Genomic DNA, 17,078 nt, shown 5'->3' on the forward strand with positions numbered 1-17,078 from the left:
TGTTGTCTTTTTTCGCATAAATTTTGATACAATCCCCATTGCATCAAAACTATGTCCTATATTTATTGGATACACAATTTAACCAAGTAGATGAAAACAACCTTTACGCTAATGCTATCTGCCGCTGCATTACTATTGATTTCGGCAACCACATTAAAAAACAACTATCAGCAAAACAACAAAAAACTGTTTCCTTACAATAAAATCGACACGCCAGACCAAGATAGATTTGTAAAAGTTACCCTGGCCCAGGGCGAGTTTACCGAACCAACCGAGATGGCCGTTTTACCTAATCTGGATATTCTCGTTACACAGCGCCGCGGCGAACTGTTGATTTATAAAAACCAGACCAAAAAAATTAAAGAGGCCGGCAAACTCGATGTATATTTTAAAACAAACACGCCGGACGTAAATGCCGAAGAAGGCTTGTTGGGAATGGCAGCCGACCCAAAATTTGCCGTCAACAAATATATTTATCTTTTTTATAGTCCTTTTGATAAATCGGTAAATCGTTTATCCAGGTTTAAGCTGGTTAACGATGAGCTGGTAAAAGAATCCGAAAAAATAATCCTGGAGTTTTACTCGCAGCGCGAAATCTGCTGCCACACGGGCGGATCTATAGCTTTCGGATCGGATAACTTATTGTATGTTTCTACCGGCGATAACTCTACTCCATTTGATGCGCCAAAACAGCAATTTGTAAATAAAGGTTATGCACCGCTTGATAACAGAAAGGGTTTTGAGCAGTACGATGCCAGAAGATCGGCCGGAAATACCAATGATTTAAGGGGTAAAATTTTAAGGATAAAGGTTAACGAAGATGGAACCTACAGCATTCCTGACGGTAATCTTTTCGGCAAAAACAACCCAAAGGGAAGGCCCGAAATTTATGTAATGGGTAACAGAAACCCTTACCGTATCTCGGTTGATCAGAAGAACAATTTTTTATACTGGGGTGAAGTTGGCCCCGATGCCAGTAATGATGATGCTTTACGTGGGCCAAGGGGTTATGATGAGGTAAACCAGGCCAGAAAAGCGGGAAATTTTGGCTGGCCATTATTTATCGGCAATAACTATCCTTACAGGGCTTACGATTTTACTAACGGTGAAAACGGCAATGCTTTTGATCCCGCTGTGCCAATTAACAATTCGCCAAATAATACCGGCCTTAGTCAACTGCCGCCCGCTCAGCCAGCTTATATATGGTATCCATATGGCGAATCGAAAGAATTTCCGCAGGTTGGTGCCGGTGGCCGTACAGCAATGGCCGGTCCGGTGTATTATGCCACAGCAAACTCGCCTTATCCTGCTTATTACAACGGGAAACTGATTATTTACGAATGGGTACGTGGATGGGTAAAAGCTGTAACCATGAATGCTGCTGGCGATTACATCAGCATGGAACCTTTCTTATCTAAAGTTCCTTTGGCTGCACCAATTGATATGGAGCTGGGTCCTGATGGCAAATTGTACATCCTTGAATATGGTAAAGGTTGGTTCAGTAAAAACCCCGATGCTGCAATTACCCGTATCGATTATTTGAAAGGAAACCGCCCACCAACAGTAGAAAGCTTAACGATTGCAAGAACAAGCGGCCTTTTACCTTATAAAATGACCGCTAGTGTGAAAGCTAAAGATCCTGATGGAGGTGCTTTAACCTATGTTTGGAATTTGGGCAAGGGCATTACCAAAACAACCACCTCGCCTACCCTGCAATATACTTTTACCAAAGCAGGAGAATATCCGGTAAGTGTTACAGCCATGGATAAAAGCAAAGCCACAGCCAAAAGCCAGGTTGTACCTGTTTTTGCAGGTAACGAGCATCCTAATGTATCTATTCTTTTAAGTGGAAATAAAAGTTTCTATTTCCCGAATAAAGTGGTTGATTATAAGGTTTTGGTGAGCGATAGAGGGGCAAAAGTAAATAATAACCGCATTTACATCTCTAATACCTATACTGAAGGAACAGACATGGCCGGCGCTCAGTTGGGTCACCAGCAGGCCGCACAAACGGTTATCGGTAAGGCTTTAATGCTAAAATCAGACTGTAGTACCTGCCACAAAGAAGCCGCTGTTTCTATTGGTCCTGCATTTGATAAAATTGCCGCAAAATACAAGAACGACAGCAAGGCGGTTGATTATCTTGCTTCGAAAGTAATTGGTGGCAGCCATGGGGTTTGGGGAGAAGTGCCTATGCCGGCCCATAGCGCAATGAAAGAGTCTGATGTGAAAAAAATAACCGAGTGGATTATGACCCTTGGCAATAAAGAAGCAGCGGTAGCCTCATTGCCTACTGCAGGTAAAATTATTCCGCCTGCCGCCGTAGATAAAAAGAAATCCGTAATGACCTTGAAGGCCAGCTATACGGATGCAGGTGCAAAAGGCTTAAAACCTTTAACAACAACCAATCTGGTTAACCTAAAAAGCAATGTAATTGATGCTGATGACATTAAAAATTTTGAAGGTTTTGAACGCAAGGATATTTATGGTGGAGAAAAATTGGTTTTAACTAAGGATAATGGCTGGATAGGCATTAAAAATATTGATTTAACAGGCATTTCAGGCTTTTCTTATGCATTTTTAAACCTTGATCCCGGATCAGATGGAGAAATCGAAATCAGATTAGATGACAGTAAAGGTATCATGATCGGAAAATCAACATTTAGAAAAAGTATTCCAATCAATATGATTTCGGATGGAAAATCCCATAACATTTATTTTGTATTCAAAGAACTAAAAACTGGTGACAAAAAGAATCGACCAATTCTTCAGTCGATCACTGTAGAGCCTAAATAATTTACGTAATTGTAGTGTTGTCGTCATTCCCGCGCAGGCGGGAATCTTAATGCAAATAAAAAATACCACTAAAGCATTAAGATTCCCAATCAAGTTGGGAATGACGCATCTACAAAATATCACTTGGCAATTAGGCACTACAGGCTTTTGATTATAAAAAATATCCTTTAATACCATTTCTTTACATCTGCAATAATATCTTTGCAGCTCATCCATAAAAAGATATGCAGCACATAAAGAACGTTATTTTTGATTACGGAAACGTAATATTCGATATAGATTTTAGAATAGCTCAGGCTTCTTTCCAAAAACTGGGCATCAACAATGTTGAAACCTTTTTTGCACACAAGGCCCATAACCAATTGTTTGACGATTTTGAAACGGGTGCAATTTCTCCTGCCGAATTTAGAGCCGGCATTAGAAAAGCAGCCAACAAACCCGAGCTTACCGATAAACAGATTGATGATGCCTGGAACAGCTTATTGATTGGAACGATACAGCAAAACCACGATTTATTGCTGCAGGTTAAAGAAAAATACCGCACTTTTTTATTGAGCAACAACAACGAAATCCATTACAATTGGATTATCGATTACCTTAAAACCACATTCAAAATCAATAATTACGACGATTTTTTCGAGAAAGCTTATTTCTCGCAGCACATGAAATTACGTAAACCCAACACCAATATTTTTGAACAGGTACTAAAAGAGAACAATTTAAATCCTGCAGAAACATTATTTATTGATGATAGTCCACAACATATTGAAGGGGCTAAAAAAGTGGGCTTAAATACTTTACTGATGACAGAAAAGCCAGCGCAGCTAGAAGCGTTTTTAAAAGCGAATGGAATTCTGTAAATTGGGGTATGGCAGAAAAAAAGTTTAAATTGCTCAAAGAGTTTTATCCGTTTTACCTTTCAGAACATGTTAATACGACCTCGAGGGTGCTCCATTTTATCGGCACCGGACTGGTTGTGCTGGCTTTTTTTACCGGCTTTCTCTTTCACAACTGGCGCTTCTTTTTGCTCATGCCCGTTGTGGGTTATGGGTTTGCCTGGATGGGGCACTTCTTTTTCGAAAAGAACAAACCTGCCACTTTCCAGTATCCTGGCTATAGCTTAGCGAGCGATTTTATCCTGTTTTACGATTTATTAACCGAGAAGCAATCTTTTGTGGTAAAGAAATAATTTCAGTTGGCAATTTTCAGTTGGCAGTCTCTAAAACTGAAAACTACCAACTGCTTACTGAAGACTGCTAACCGAACTACAGTTTTCTTCTTTTTAATTCTCTTTCAATTAAACCAAGCTCTCTGCCTGTTTGGCCAGCTACCGAAGTATTTTCCTGCGCTCTTCTAAACAAATAAGGCATTACCGCTTTAATTGGTCCATAAGGCACATATTTGGCTACATTATAGTTCGAATCGGCCAGGTTAAAACTTAAGTTATCGCTCATCCCCAGCAATTGGGCAAAATATACATGCGGGTGGTTATGTGCGATATTTTTTTCTTCAAGCAGGTAAGTTAATAAGCGGCTGCTATCTTCATTGTGTGTACCGGCAACTATCGCAATTTCTTCAATATGATCTACACAATAGCGTAACGATTCGTTGTAGTCACGGTCCGAAGCTTCCTTATCTGGCTGGATTGGAGAAGGATAGCCCATTTCGGCAGCACGTTTGCGTTCTTTCTCCATATACGCACCCCTAACCATTTTAACGCCCAAAATAAAACCATCTGCCTTGGCAATTAAATGATCGGCTTTCATATCGGCCAGCTTATCGTGGCGGTACATCTGGTAAGTGTTATAAACAATAATGCGTTCGCGGTTAAATTTGCGCATCATGTCCAAAGCCAGCTCATCAATCGTATCCTGTATCCAGGTTTCCTCTGCATCGATCATAATCGGCACACCTTTTTCGTAAGCCGTTTTACAGATCATTTCGCAACGTAATTTTACTTTTGCATACTCAGCCTGTTCTGCTTCAGATAGGGTTTCTTTCGCATCTAACTTTTGCAATAAAGCAAAACGCCCTATACCGGTAATCTTAAAAACTGTGATGGGAATTTTATGATCTCCATCTGCACGAACAATGGTACGTATAATTTCAGCGCAGGTTTCATCAAAAACCTGTTCCTCTTCTTCACCTTCAACCGAATAATCCAAAATGGTACCCACACCACCTTTATCTAACTGATCTATCGCCTTGTTACATTCTGCAATGGTTTCGCCACCGCAAAATTGCTGAAAAATGGTTGCCTTAATTGCGCCCTGGATAGGCAGGCCAATGTTTAAAAAGAAATTGGTAATGGCGGGGCCAACTTTTGTAAGAAAATTATTGGCAATTATTTTGAAAAGCCAGTAGGCCTTTTTTAGTTCTGTATTGCTTTTTTGACGGAAAGCTACTTCAGTGTTATCGAAATTGGGTTGTTTGTTGGGGGATAAATCCATTTTTGTTTATAATTAAGTCAGATTGGTGCAAAATTATAAAAAGCATTGATTGTTAAAACTAAAAACCTTGAAATAATCGTATTTTTGCACAAAATGATACAATTCAAATTAGAGGGCGAATTTATTCCACTCATCCAGCTTTTAAAAGCTACCGGATTGGTTGGAAGCGGCGGCGATGCCCAAACCGTTGTAGAAGATGGCTTAGTAAAATGTAACGGCGAAGTAGATTATCGCAAACGTTATAAGGTTAGAGTTGGCGATATTATTACTTTTGGGGAAAATAAAATAGAAGTGATTTAATGAAAACCTTAACCAGCGCAGGCCATTCCCTTTATTTCGAAAGTAATTTAGAAGCACTAAAAACGCTTTTAGCAAGCAATACGTACAGCAAAGTTTTTGTTCTTGCAGATGAGCATACCAGCGAAATCTGTTTACCTCTTTTTCAGTCGCTCTTGGATGATTTTTCTGAATTCGACCTCATCGAAACTTCGGCAGGAGAAGAAAACAAAAACATCGATTTTTGTATCGGCATCTGGAAAACCCTATTGGATTTTGAAGCCGACCGCAAAAGCTTAATGATTAATCTTGGCGGTGGTGTAATTACCGATATGGGCGGTTTTATCGCTTCTACTTATAAACGTGGAATCGATTTTATCAATGTACCTACTACCCTACTTTCGCAGGTTGATGCCTCGGTGGGTGGCAAAACAGGTATAGATGTAGATACCGTTAAAAATATGGTTGGTACTTTTACCTTACCACAAATGGTTTTTATCGAAACCGGATTTTTAAAAACCCTGCCTCAGCGCGAGCTTTTATCCGGCTTTGCAGAAATGATCAAACATGGCTTAATTTACGACAAGGCTTACTACGATAAATTAAAAACCACCGATTATCTAACCCCAACGGCTGAAGATATTTACCGTTCGGTAGAAATAAAGAATGACGTGGTCACCATCGATCCGCATGAGAAAAACCTGCGCAAGATCTTAAATTTCGGTCACACCATTGGGCATGCCGTAGAAAGCTACTCGTTGGCAAATGATGAAAACCCCTTAACGCACGGTGAAGCCATTGCCATCGGTTTTGTATGCGAGGCTGCACTTTCTATCAAAAACAGCACCCTTACCAAAGAAGAACTCAACGATATTAGCGGATACATCCTTTCGTTATATCCTAAATACCACATTAAAAAAGAAAGCTTTGATACACTTTTAACGTTGATGCAAAGCGACAAAAAGAATGAAGATGGCAATATTTTGTTCTCTTTATTAGAAACTGTAGGCAAATGCACGTTTAACTGCCGTGTAAGCTCAAGCGATATTTTAAGCAGTTTGGATTATTACAATAGTTTATAAAATGAATTTTACCGGAAGTGATATTTCTGTAATCGGGCTGTTTAGCTTTGTAATCGTTTTAACCTTGGTTGAAATGTATTTTAGCTATGCGCACGACAGAAAATTATATACCAAACGCGATACCTGGACCAATATTTACCTGATGCTTGCAGCCGTTGTCATTAATCTGGCCACCAAAACCGGCACCTTCTTCCTGTTAAGTTACTGTTACCAGTTCAGGTTATTTCAAATCTCCAATGTTTGGGTGTACTGGCTCGTACTGATTTTAGCGCAGGATTTTCTTTACTGGTTTTTACACACAGTAGGCCACTATGTACGCTTTTTCTGGGCCATGCATGTTACCCACCACTCATCAGAACATTTTAACTTAACAACTGGTTTCCGCTCAACAGTTTTCGAGCCTTTGTACAGGGTTTTCTTTTATCTGCCCTTGGCATTTATGGGCTTTACAGCGCTCGATATTCTTTTTGCGTACCTGGTTACCCAAATTTATGGCAACCTGGTACATACCCAGTACAACATTAAGTTCCCGAAATGGTATGAATATATCTTTGTAACTCCATCTCACCACCGGGTACACCACGCCAGCAATGTACGCTACCTGGATAAAAACATGGGTATGGTTTTAATCCTTTGGGACAGGTGGTTTGGAACTTTCCAGGCCGAACTGCCAGAAGATGTTGTAAAATACGGTTTAACTACACAGCCAAAAGATACTGGACCTGTAAATATTATTTTCCATGAGTTTGTAGCTTTAAGGGCCGATGTTAAAAAAGCACCTACCTTTATCGATAAAATAAAATATATTTTCAACCCACCGGGATGGAGCCATGATGGAAGCACCAAAATTGCCAAAATTATGCAACAGGAACTACGTGAGGAAGAACAGCAGAAATTTAATGCCTTACAACAGGATAAAGTAAAAGGACTTAATGATCGTGGAGAATTAAGCTCAACAGGATAAAAAATTAATCGTTTACATTAAGAATGGCTTGTGCAAACACAGGCCATTTTTATTGGTCAGTTATTTTTTAGCCACAGCTTAATTTTTAGCCACGGATGCACGGATTAACACGGATGATGTTTTTTATTTGATAAAACGAATATTCTTTGGTTCATTATTTCAGAAAAATAGTTCAAATGATACACCTGCTCACAAGCTACCATCATCTCGACCGGAGCATCGCGGAGTGGAGAGATCTATTTCAAGACAGGTTTTTCGACCCGATCGTCATGCTGAATTTATTTCAGCATCTTTCACGCAAAATAGACCCTGAAATGAATCCGATAGCTATCGGATCAGGGTGACGACAAAGTAATTTACTCCATTCCGTCGGGACTATCCTACAGCCGAGATGAAGTGTGGAAGCTTTAGTGTTATTTCAAAAACAGGCGATTACATCAGTTATTTCGGCGAGTTCTATAAAGATCTTGCGTTTTAAGCCTCAAAAAAACTTGGTAAATAAATTAATATCGTATCAGATCAAGAATAGACTATTAGTTTGAGCAACCACATAAAAATCTGTTTTTAAACAATTTTAAACCGCAAAAAGACCAATCGCAAAATGGTTCCGCTCTAAACAAAATTAAATTTTATTAAAAATATTTTCATTTTCCTATTGACAAATTAAATTTTGTTGCTACATTTGGCTCAACAAAAAAGAGATGAAAAATTTTAGCACATATTACTTTGGTTACTTTTACTATTTTAGTGAGAGCCGGGGCTAATATGCAAAAAGATATATAACAATATTAAAATGTATAAGAAAGTCCCGGCCAACAGCCGGGACTTTTTTGTTTAACACAAAAATGGAAACGACAAAACGAGTAGCAATTCAGGGTATTAAAGCATCTTTTCATGAAGAGGCAGCCTACAAATTCTTTGGTAAAGACATTGAAACGGTAGAATGTAATTCATTTAAAGAAACCTGCGACAAACTGGAGAAAAACGATGCAGATTTCGTGGTGATGGCCATAGAAAACTCTATCGCCGGCAGTTTATTGCCAAATTATACCCTCATCCGCGATTACGGCTTTTCGGTAGTTGGCGAAGTTTATTTACCAATTCAACTGCACTTAATGGCATTGCCAGGTGTGAAATTCGAAGACATCAAAATTGTAACCTCGCACCCTATTGCTATCCGTCAGTGCATCGATTTCTTTTACGATTATCCACACATTAAAATTGTAGAAAGCAACGATACGGCTGCCTGCGCCAAACGTATCCAGGAAGAAAAACTAACGGATACCATGGCCATTGCAAATAACCTGGCAGCAGAGCTTTACGGATTAAACATTTTAGAACGCCGCGTAGAATCGAACAAAAAAAATTATACCCGTTTCCTGATCCTGAAAAAAGATAAAACAGATGAAGGAAAGAAAATAAACAAGGCCTCTATCTGTTTTCAGGTTGGCCATAAAGCTGGCTCTCTGGCAACCGTACTAAACATCTTTGCCGAACAAGAGGTAAGCTTAACAAAAATACAATCTATGCCGGTACTGGGAAAAAGAAACGAATACTACTTTTATGTTGATTTAGAATGGCCAAGCACCGATAAATATGATAAAGCAGTTAGGAAAGCATTAAAATATACTTCGAACTTCAATATCCTTGGCGAATATCAGAAGAACGATAAAGTATAACAAGGTTAACTGCATAAATTGATTAACTGGTTAATTGTCGATTAACCAATTTAAACAATTAACCGATTAACCAAAAAACAATACAACAATTAAACAATCGAATTACAAAATATTATTATACACCCCATCATCATGAAACTTAATTTAAACATCCAACCTTTAAACACTTGGTTAAACGTTAACAACGAGCCATTAATCATTTCGGGCCCTTGTAGTGCAGAAACTGAAGAGCAATTATTAACAACAGCGCATTTATTGGCCGCTACCGGTAAAGTATCGGTTTTAAGAGCTGGTATCTGGAAACCACGTACCCGTCCGGGAGAATTTGAAGGTATCGGCAGCATTGGTTTAGAGTGGTTAAAACGCGCTAAAGCAGAAACAGGCTTACCAACAGCTGTTGAGGTTGCAAATGCAAAACACGTTGAAGAAGCATTGGCTGCAGGTGTAGATATCCTTTGGATTGGTGCCCGCTCTACTGTAAACCCTTTCACCGTTCAGGAAATTGCTGATGCTTTAAAAGGTCATGATGTTCCTGTATTGATTAAAAACCCGGTTAACCCTGATTTACAGTTATGGATTGGTGCCATTGAGCGTATTAACGGTGCAGGAATTACCAAAATCGGTGCTATCCACCGCGGTTTCTCTTCTTTCGAGAAAAGTTCTTTCCGTAACGAACCAATGTGGGAACTGGCTATCCAATTGAAAACACTTTGCCCAGATTTACCGATCATTAACGATCCAAGCCACATTTGCGGTAACCGTGAGTTAATCCCTTACATCTCGCAAAAAGCTTTGGATTTAGATATGCAAGGCTTAATGATCGAATCGCACGTAGATCCATCAGTTGCCTGGACAGATGCTAAGCAACAGGTAACGCCAGCGGCTTTAGCCGAATTGGTTGACCGCTTAACTGTTCGCGAACCAGAAGTAGCAAACGAAGCTTCTGCCGATAAATTAGCTGAACTGCGTAAATCAATCGATAAAATTGATGATATCTTATTGCAAAAATTAGGTGAGCGTATGGCTATCGTAGCAAAAATCGGTGAGTTTAAACGCGATAACCAGGTAACTATTTTACAGGTTAACCGTTGGGATGCCATTATCCAAAAAGGTCATGCTTTTGCAAAAGCTTTAAAATTAGACATCAACTTTACAGAGAAATTCTTAGAATTGGTACACGGCGAATCTATCCGTAAACAAACTGAAATTATGAATGCTGGCAAAGCTGAACAAGGCATTGCTGCTGAGCAACATAGCGAAGTTAAAGCCTAAAAAAGGTAGAGGGTTGGAAGGTTTAAGGTTGAGGGTAAAATTTCTATCTTAAATAGAACCCCTCTCGCACAAAGTCATTGTGAGGTACGAAGCAATCTTATAACGATAGCTCGGTATTCAAAATGACAATATTAAATTATTGATGTGGTGTCAGGTGGAAACACCTGACACTTACATTTGAGAATAAAAACCGAATAAAATGTCAAAGAACGCCTTAGTTTCTTTTAAAGGAACCAAGAATATTAACACGGAAATCCAATTAACAGGCTCAAAAAGCGAATGCAACAGGGCTTTAATTATCAGTGCTTTAAGCAAGAAACTGGTTAAAGTCGAAAATCTTTCTAATGCAGCCGATACGGTAACCTTAAATGGCATCCTGAATAATCTTGAAGAAGAATTAGAAGTAGAAATTAAAGAATCGAAAACAGTAGATGTGGGACCTGCAGGAACTGCAATGCGTTTTCTTTCAGCCTATCTTTCGGCTAAAAACGGTAATTTCCTGCTAACCGGAACCGAGCGTATGAAACAACGCCCGATCGGGATTTTGGCTGAAGCATTAAAAACAATTGGCGCTGATATTTCTTATGCAGAAGCTGAAGGTTTCCCTCCATTGAATATCATTGGTCCGTTAAACCAAAAAACAGCTGAAGTAAAGATCAAAGGTGATATCAGTAGTCAGTATATTTCTGCATTGTTGATGATTGCTCCTATCCTACCCCAGGGTTTAACTTTAGAAATTGAAGGCGAGCTAACCTCTAAACCATATGTAGATATGACTTTGGATATGTTGGCAGAAGTTGGCATAACACATGTTTGGACCGGCAATTCCATTTCGATAAAACCACAGGCTTTTAAACCGGGAACACTTGTTGTTGAACCGGATTGGAGCGCTGCCTCTTACTGGTATAGCATTGCGGCTTTGGCTGAAGAGGCTGAAATCAGCTTACCAGCGTTAAAAGATAAAAGCTTACAAGGCGATAGTCAGATCCAGAAAATCATGAAAATTTTTGGTATTGCCACCAGTAAAACGGAAAAAGGGATCGCGATCAGCAATTTAGGCCTTTCTTTGGATACAAAAGAAGTTTTAGACTTAAAAACCTGTCCTGATTTGGCACAGACTATTGTGGTTATTGCCGCTGCTTTGGGTAAAAACATGGCTTTTACGGGTTTAGAAACTTTAAAAATCAAAGAAACCGACCGTATTGCTGCTTTACAAAATGAACTGGCCAAAATTGGTGTTACTTTAACAGAAGATAACCTGGTTTATACCTTAAATACCGATAACCTTCATTTCCCTGATAAAATTACCATTGCTACTTACGAAGATCACCGCATGGCCATGGCTTTTGCGCCTCTTGCACTACTGATTAACGAAGTGGAGATCGAAGAAATGCAGGTAGTAGAAAAATCTTATCCTTTTTATTGGGAGGATTTGAAGAAAGCTGGATTTGAGATCGGTATCAAGTAAGAGCGATAAGTATTGGAACAGGCGTATCGAGATAATAGTATCAAGATTGGATAGCAACATTCACTCATTCAAAATTAAACCATTCACACATTAAAATATGGCAGGTAACTCATTTGGACAACTTTTTCGCATAACCACCTTTGGCGAATCTCATGGCGTAGCCATTGGGGTAATTATTGATGGCTGTCCGGCGCAATTGGATATCGATATGGATTTTATCCAATCAGAACTGGATAAACGCAAACCGGGTCAATCGAAAATTACGACTCAAAGAAAGGAAAGTGATACTGTTCAAGTATTATCGGGTATTTTTGAGGGAAAAAGTACCGGAACCCCTATTGCGTTACTTATTCCAAACGAAGATCAGCGATCTAAAGATTATGGCCACAATGTTGACGTGTACCGTCCAAGCCATGCCGATTATGTTTACGATGCAAAATACGGCATCCGCGATCACCGTGGCGGTGGACGTTCATCGGCCCGCGAAACTGCCGCACGTGTAGCCGCCGGAGCTATTGCCAAATTATTTTTAAAACAACAGGGCATCGAAATCTTTGCCCATGTAACTTCAGTAGGTACAATTGAAGCACCCAATTTAGAAAGTAATGATTTAAATGCACTGCTTCAGATTCGGGAAGAAAATATTGTGCGTTGTGCTGACCCGGCAACGGCACATGAAATGGTTGAGTTTATCGATGCTATCCGCAAAGATGGCGATACCGTAGGCGGAAAAATTGGCTGCGTAATTAAAGGTTGTCCAGCTGGTTTGGGGGAACCTGTTTTTGATAAGCTACACGCCGATTTAGGCAAAGCCATGCTGAGTATCAATGCGGTACATGGTTTTGAATATGGATCTGGTTTTGCTGGAAGTGAATTAAGAGGTTCGCAGCACAACGATATCCCCCAGCCTAAAGCTGCAACCGACAAAGTTTTTAAAACCACAACAAACTATGCAGGTGGTATTTTAGGCGGTATTTCGAACGGAATGGACATTACTTTTAAAGTTGCGTTTAAACCTGTGGCCACCATTATGCACAACCAACAAACCATTAATGCAGCAGGTGAAGCGGCAGAAATTAAAGGAAAAGGCAGGCACGATCCATGTGTGGTACCAAGGGCAGTTGTGATTGTTGAGGCAATGGCCGCACTGGTTTTAGCCGATCAGTTTTTAAGGAATAAAGTAAGTACCATTTAATTAAACCATGAAAATCCTTTCATTCTTATTTTTATTGATCAGCACAAGTGCCTTTGCACAAAGTTATTCTGAACAGCTTGCAAAGCACCGCGAGGAGTATAAACAAGATTTTGTTAAAGACAGCCGCTCTCCTTTAAAAAAAGATGATTTACAGAACCTGCACTTCTACGGGGCCGATAGCACCTATAAAGTTTTAGCAGAGGTAGAAATATTAAAGAATGAAAAGGTTTTTAAAATGCCTACATATAATGGAAGCAGCAGCGATTATTTTCGGTATGCACATTTGAATTTTACGTTGCAGGGAAAAAAAATTCAAATGACGCTGTACAAAAGTGTTGCATTATCGGCCAATCCACTTTATAAAGACCATCTTTTCCTTCCTTTTACAGATGAAACCAATGGAAAGGAAACTTATGGCGGTGGTAGATATATCGATTTAAATACAAAAGAAATCAACAGTAACCAGCTCACAATAGATTTCAATAAAGCGTACAATCCTTACTGCGCATACAGTGATGGTTATCGGTGTCCTGTACCTCCAGAAGAGAATGATTTACAGCTGCGTATCGCCGTAGGAGAAAAATTATATACCGGCGAGAAGAAGCATCAAAAATAAATGTTGCACATGCGTTAGTCTAAAAAAATGCATTCCATTTGTATGATAATCCACATTTTAGATTAAATTTGAAACTAAAAGTGCAAATCCTTGTTCTAACTAAAGTTTAACTATCCTAATAAATGACATACAACTGCTTAATCGTTGATGATAACGAAATTGAGAGAGATGCTATTGAAATGCATCTTAGAAAAATTCCATCATTAAATATATTAGCGGTTTGCAGCAATGGTATAGAAGCTTCACAGATCTTATCTACCACCCCTGTTGACATTGTATATTCGGATATAGACATGCCTGAACTTTCAGGAATGGATCTGCTAAAAAGCTTAAAAAAACAGCCTTTATTCATCTTCATCACCTCATTTAGTGAGTACGCTGCAGAAAGTTTTAACCTGGATGCTTTAGATTTTATTGTAAAGCCAGCTACCTTTGAACGCATTTTAAAAGCAACCAATAAAGCCATCGAATACCTCGAACTGAAGAAACTGGTGGGCAAAGATGTACAGCAGCAGGAAGAATCTACGAGCGATGGGGGTGCCGATCATTTCTTTTTCAGGGAAACCAAGGGCATATCCAAATTGAGATACGATGATGTAATTTACATTGAAAGTATGGGCGATTTTTCGAAACTGTTTACCAGTACGGATAAGCACATTATCCTGGTAAGTTTAAAAAACCTGGAAAAACAACTGCCTTCTAAATTTTTTGCCAGGGTGCATAAACAGTATATCATCAACACGAGCCATATTGCCACCTTAACCAATCACGAAGTACACCTCGACCATAATTTCGTGGTACCCATAAGTGCATCGAACCGGCAGGAATTATTAGAGAAATCTATCGATAAGAAAATCCTATCCCGCTTTTTAAAATAACTATTTCTTCAGTATAATTTTAAAATAACTACCGCTTGTAGCATTTACATCGGCACTTATTCTACCATCCATTAAGCCGATAAAGGTTCTGCAAAGCAATAAGCCTAAACCTGTTCCCTTTTCTTTATTGGTACCCAATGTGCTTACACCTGCCCCCAGATAGCCTGGTTTATTAAAATGGGCAATTTGAACGGGGGTTAAACCAATACCGGTATCTGAAATTTTAATCTCTAAATAGCTGGCTACACTGGCAGAACTAATTTCAACTGCACCGCTGTTTGGTGTAAATTTAATGGCGTTGCTGATTAAGTTTCGGATCACCAGGCTGAGCATATTTGCATCAGCTTTACAGTTGGCATCTAAGGCCACCAGGTTTCTAATGGTTAGGTTCTTTTGATCGGCCTGATCCTGCAGCGAATTGATCACCTCGTTGGCCAACCCATGAATATCCAAAGATTCTAAATACGGATTAAATCCCTGCATCTGGCTGGCGGCCCAGTTCAACAGGTTCTCCATCATGGTAGAGGTGTAGGTAAGGTTGTTCTTTAACGATGCCGCATAACGGTTTAGTTTCTCCTGCTCTATATTACCGCCCTCCAGTAGCTGCATAAAAGAAATCAACGAATTAACCGGGGTGCGCATATCATGACTTACTACACTAAAAATACGGTCTTTAACCTTACTTAACTGCTCCAGTTCGCGCTTTTGGTTGTTGATGATTTTATTCAGCCGGGTGGTTTTGCGCTGATTAAAAAAGATAACTACAGCGATAATTAAAATCAATGTAGCGGCAATGGTCAAAAATAATTTTACGCGCTTATCAAATTTGATCTGCTGATCCTGCCTGCTGATCTGCTTATCCTTTATCTCTGCGGCAATTTGAGCGTTAAATTTAGCTTTGGCAAACTTGCTCTCCTGGGCCAAACGCTGGATATCCAGATCGGCTTTTGCTTTTTGGAAAGTCAACAGGTCTAATGCTTTTTCTTTATCGCTCAGGGCCAATTGCTGCTTTCTTAAAACAAGTTCCTGTTGCTGCCTTTTTAGCTCGCCTTCCGTAATTTTTTGCTTCAGCAAATAATCGCGTTCCTTAACCCCAAAATCGAGCTGCATCTGCCTTCTGGTAATTTCTTTCTCCTTTTCCTCGTTAAAGATCTTATCCCTTACCGCAATATACTGCCGGTAGTAAATCAATGATTTGTTATAATCTTTTTGTTTCTCATAAACCGCACTTAAACCTAAACTGGCCTGTTTTTCTATATCCAGAAGCCTGTTTTCTTCAGCTATTTTTAAACTGTGGTTAAGGAGTACAATGGCATTTCCAAAATCGTTTTCCTTTTGGTAAAAATTACCGAGCGCATATAAACTCGAAGCATAATTTTCTTTACTATCCTTATCCCTGCTCAGCTCTACCGATTTTTGATAAGATTTTAGCGCGGCATCTTTTTGTCCGATGGAGCTGTAAAGTTCAGCCAGATCGCGCTTACCGCTGGCAACCAGTCCGGTATCTTCAATAACCTCGGCCACCCTGAGCGATTTATTATAGAACTCTAAAGCCAATTTTATTTTTTGCCCGGGCAACACATTCATCTGTTTCAGCTCAAGATCAGAAGCTTCGAAATAATTCGACCCGATTAGGTTATAAACAACCGCAACACCCCGCGAATTTTCGCCTTCTTTAGCAAAAACTTTAAGGGCCATATTTAGGTAAACCAATGCCTGGCTCTGGTTGCCCAAGCTCTGATAAATGCTTGAAATATTGGTATAGCAACTGGCCATATCCGATTCGTTGCCCATTTTTTCATAAATGGTGATGGCTTTCTGGTTTACATCCAAAGATTTTACGTAATCGGGAATACTGTTGTAGAGGGCACCGAGGTTAAGGTAAGTACCTGCAACCATATCTAAATTGCCCACAGAAGCGAATTCTGAAAGGGCAGTAAGATAGTTTTCTTCGGCTTTTTGATACTCTGACTTTCCGTGGTACATTAACCCTCTCCGGTAATAAGCCATGGCCGAGAATTTTTTCAGGTTTTTCTCATGAGAAAGCTGAATGGCTTTATCCGTAAATTCTTCAGCCTTATCAATATTTTTCATCCTCATGTACTGTCGGTATACCTCCGTCAATATTTTAATCTTGGTAGAATCGGATTTTAAATTCTTTTGATTTAAGGTTAAAAGGCTATCCAGTTTTTTCTGTGGTGTGCTAACCTGCGCAAAACCAACTGTACAGAGCAAAATAAACAGCAAGCAAAAAGCGCTCCTTATCAAGAAAAAACGCTTAATTAATGGCTGATTATAAACAAGGTACTGCATCATATTAATAAAAACTAGTTACAGGTTTTATTAAAAAAGATACACGAAAGACTTTGTGAGCCACTATGCTGCACAATTAAATTGGGATG

General features: G+C 39.4%; 14 protein-coding genes. 12 read left to right on the forward strand and 2 right to left on the reverse strand.

Annotation, left to right across the window (positions count from 1 at the left end; all coding sequences use genetic code 11):
* Positions 1-90: 90 nt before the first annotated feature.
* The 3 genes from ACS5PU_RS21005 (at position 91) to ACS5PU_RS21015 (ending at position 3,985) form a co-directional block, all read left to right on the forward strand.
* On the forward strand, positions 91-2,796 hold the full coding sequence (locus ACS5PU_RS21005; protein WP_439461132.1) for a PQQ-dependent sugar dehydrogenase: 2,706 nt from the start codon (positions 91-93) through the stop codon (positions 2,794-2,796).
* A 224-nt stretch (positions 2,797-3,020) separates the two neighbouring features.
* Entirely contained in the window at positions 3,021-3,656 is a 636-nt protein-coding gene (locus ACS5PU_RS21010) for an HAD family hydrolase (protein WP_439461133.1), read from the forward strand.
* An 8-nt stretch (positions 3,657-3,664) separates the two neighbouring features.
* Positions 3,665-3,985 carry an Mpo1-like protein gene (locus ACS5PU_RS21015; RefSeq protein WP_439461134.1) on the forward strand — a complete coding sequence of 107 codons (321 nt, stop codon included), beginning with the start codon at positions 3,665-3,667 and terminating at the stop codon, positions 3,983-3,985.
* Between the two features lie 76 nt (positions 3,986-4,061).
* Here the strand turns inward: ACS5PU_RS21015 and ACS5PU_RS21020 are convergent, their stop codons facing one another.
* Positions 4,062-5,246 (reverse strand): proline dehydrogenase family protein, encoded by a 1,185-nt coding sequence (locus ACS5PU_RS21020; RefSeq protein WP_439461135.1) that lies wholly within the window; start codon positions 5,244-5,246, stop codon positions 4,062-4,064.
* Between the two features lie 93 nt (positions 5,247-5,339).
* Here ACS5PU_RS21020 and ACS5PU_RS21025 point away from each other — a divergent pair, with 93 nt between their 5' ends.
* From ACS5PU_RS21025 to ACS5PU_RS21065, 9 genes are all read left to right on the forward strand, one after another.
* On the forward strand, positions 5,340-5,546 hold the full coding sequence (locus tag ACS5PU_RS21025; protein ID WP_439461136.1) for an RNA-binding S4 domain-containing protein: 207 nt from the start codon (positions 5,340-5,342) through the stop codon (positions 5,544-5,546).
* Positions 5,546-6,604 carry a 3-dehydroquinate synthase gene (gene aroB, locus ACS5PU_RS21030; RefSeq protein ID WP_439461137.1) on the forward strand — a complete coding sequence of 353 codons (1,059 nt, stop codon included), beginning with the start codon at positions 5,546-5,548 and terminating at the stop codon, positions 6,602-6,604. Before ACS5PU_RS21025 ends, aroB begins: the two co-directional genes overlap by 1 nt.
* 1 nt (position 6,605) lies before the next feature.
* Positions 6,606-7,568: a sterol desaturase family protein gene (locus ACS5PU_RS21035; RefSeq protein WP_439461138.1), complete on the forward strand. Its 963-nt coding sequence runs from the start codon at positions 6,606-6,608 to the stop codon at positions 7,566-7,568.
* Between the two features lie 845 nt (positions 7,569-8,413).
* A complete protein-coding gene (locus ACS5PU_RS21040; RefSeq protein WP_439461139.1) occupies positions 8,414-9,247 on the forward strand; it encodes a prephenate dehydratase in 834 nt (277 codons plus the stop codon).
* Positions 9,248-9,379: 132 nt separating this feature from the next.
* Positions 9,380-10,519 carry a chorismate mutase gene (locus ACS5PU_RS21045; protein WP_439461140.1) on the forward strand — a complete coding sequence of 380 codons (1,140 nt, stop codon included), beginning with the start codon at positions 9,380-9,382 and terminating at the stop codon, positions 10,517-10,519.
* Between the two features lie 199 nt (positions 10,520-10,718).
* Complete coding sequence (gene aroA, locus ACS5PU_RS21050) at positions 10,719-11,987, forward strand: 3-phosphoshikimate 1-carboxyvinyltransferase (RefSeq protein WP_439461141.1); 1,269 nt, start codon at positions 10,719-10,721, stop codon at positions 11,985-11,987.
* Positions 11,988-12,084: 97 nt separating this feature from the next.
* On the forward strand, positions 12,085-13,182 hold the full coding sequence (aroC, locus tag ACS5PU_RS21055; protein ID WP_439461142.1) for a chorismate synthase: 1,098 nt from the start codon (positions 12,085-12,087) through the stop codon (positions 13,180-13,182).
* A 7-nt stretch (positions 13,183-13,189) separates the two neighbouring features.
* The gene (locus tag ACS5PU_RS21060; protein ID WP_439461143.1) at positions 13,190-13,798 is read left to right on the forward strand and encodes a DUF1684 domain-containing protein; all 609 of its coding nucleotides are present in this window, start codon (positions 13,190-13,192) and stop codon (positions 13,796-13,798) included.
* A gap of 122 nt (positions 13,799-13,920) precedes the next feature.
* Positions 13,921-14,676 carry a LytR/AlgR family response regulator transcription factor gene (locus ACS5PU_RS21065; RefSeq protein ID WP_439461144.1) on the forward strand — a complete coding sequence of 252 codons (756 nt, stop codon included), beginning with the start codon at positions 13,921-13,923 and terminating at the stop codon, positions 14,674-14,676.
* Here the strand turns inward: ACS5PU_RS21065 and ACS5PU_RS21070 are convergent, their stop codons facing one another.
* Positions 14,677-16,992 (reverse strand): tetratricopeptide repeat-containing sensor histidine kinase, encoded by a 2,316-nt coding sequence (locus ACS5PU_RS21070; protein ID WP_439461145.1) that lies wholly within the window; start codon positions 16,990-16,992, stop codon positions 14,677-14,679.
* Positions 16,993-17,078: the final 86 nt, after the last annotated feature.

It is taken from the genome of Pedobacter sp. GSP4 (assembly GCF_051857575.1).
Taxonomy (GTDB): Bacteria; Bacteroidota; Bacteroidia; order Sphingobacteriales; family Sphingobacteriaceae; genus Pedobacter.

Excerpts from the sequence above, each read along its gene's own strand:
- ACS5PU_RS21040 (WP_439461139.1), top strand. The coding sequence starts at position 8,414 with ATGGAAACGACAAAACGAGTAGCAATTCAGGGTATTAAAGCATCTTTT.
- ACS5PU_RS21025 (WP_439461136.1), top strand. The coding sequence starts at position 5,340 with ATGATACAATTCAAATTAGAGGGCGAATTTATTCCACTCATCCAGCTT.
- aroC (WP_439461142.1), top strand. The coding sequence starts at position 12,085 with ATGGCAGGTAACTCATTTGGACAACTTTTTCGCATAACCACCTTTGGC.
- aroB (WP_439461137.1), top strand. The coding sequence starts at position 5,546 with ATGAAAACCTTAACCAGCGCAGGCCATTCCCTTTATTTCGAAAGTAAT.
- ACS5PU_RS21005 (WP_439461132.1), top strand. The coding sequence starts at position 91 with ATGAAAACAACCTTTACGCTAATGCTATCTGCCGCTGCATTACTATTG.
- ACS5PU_RS21010 (WP_439461133.1), top strand. The coding sequence starts at position 3,021 with ATGCAGCACATAAAGAACGTTATTTTTGATTACGGAAACGTAATATTC.
- ACS5PU_RS21070 (WP_439461145.1), bottom strand. The coding sequence starts at position 16,992 with ATGATGCAGTACCTTGTTTATAATCAGCCATTAATTAAGCGTTTTTTC.
- ACS5PU_RS21045 (WP_439461140.1), top strand. The coding sequence starts at position 9,380 with ATGAAACTTAATTTAAACATCCAACCTTTAAACACTTGGTTAAACGTT.
- ACS5PU_RS21065 (WP_439461144.1), top strand. The coding sequence starts at position 13,921 with ATGACATACAACTGCTTAATCGTTGATGATAACGAAATTGAGAGAGAT.
- aroA (WP_439461141.1), top strand. The coding sequence starts at position 10,719 with ATGTCAAAGAACGCCTTAGTTTCTTTTAAAGGAACCAAGAATATTAAC.
- ACS5PU_RS21060 (WP_439461143.1), top strand. The coding sequence starts at position 13,190 with ATGAAAATCCTTTCATTCTTATTTTTATTGATCAGCACAAGTGCCTTT.
- ACS5PU_RS21020 (WP_439461135.1), bottom strand. The coding sequence starts at position 5,246 with ATGGATTTATCCCCCAACAAACAACCCAATTTCGATAACACTGAAGTA.
- ACS5PU_RS21015 (WP_439461134.1), top strand. The coding sequence starts at position 3,665 with ATGGCAGAAAAAAAGTTTAAATTGCTCAAAGAGTTTTATCCGTTTTAC.
- ACS5PU_RS21035 (WP_439461138.1), top strand. The coding sequence starts at position 6,606 with ATGAATTTTACCGGAAGTGATATTTCTGTAATCGGGCTGTTTAGCTTT.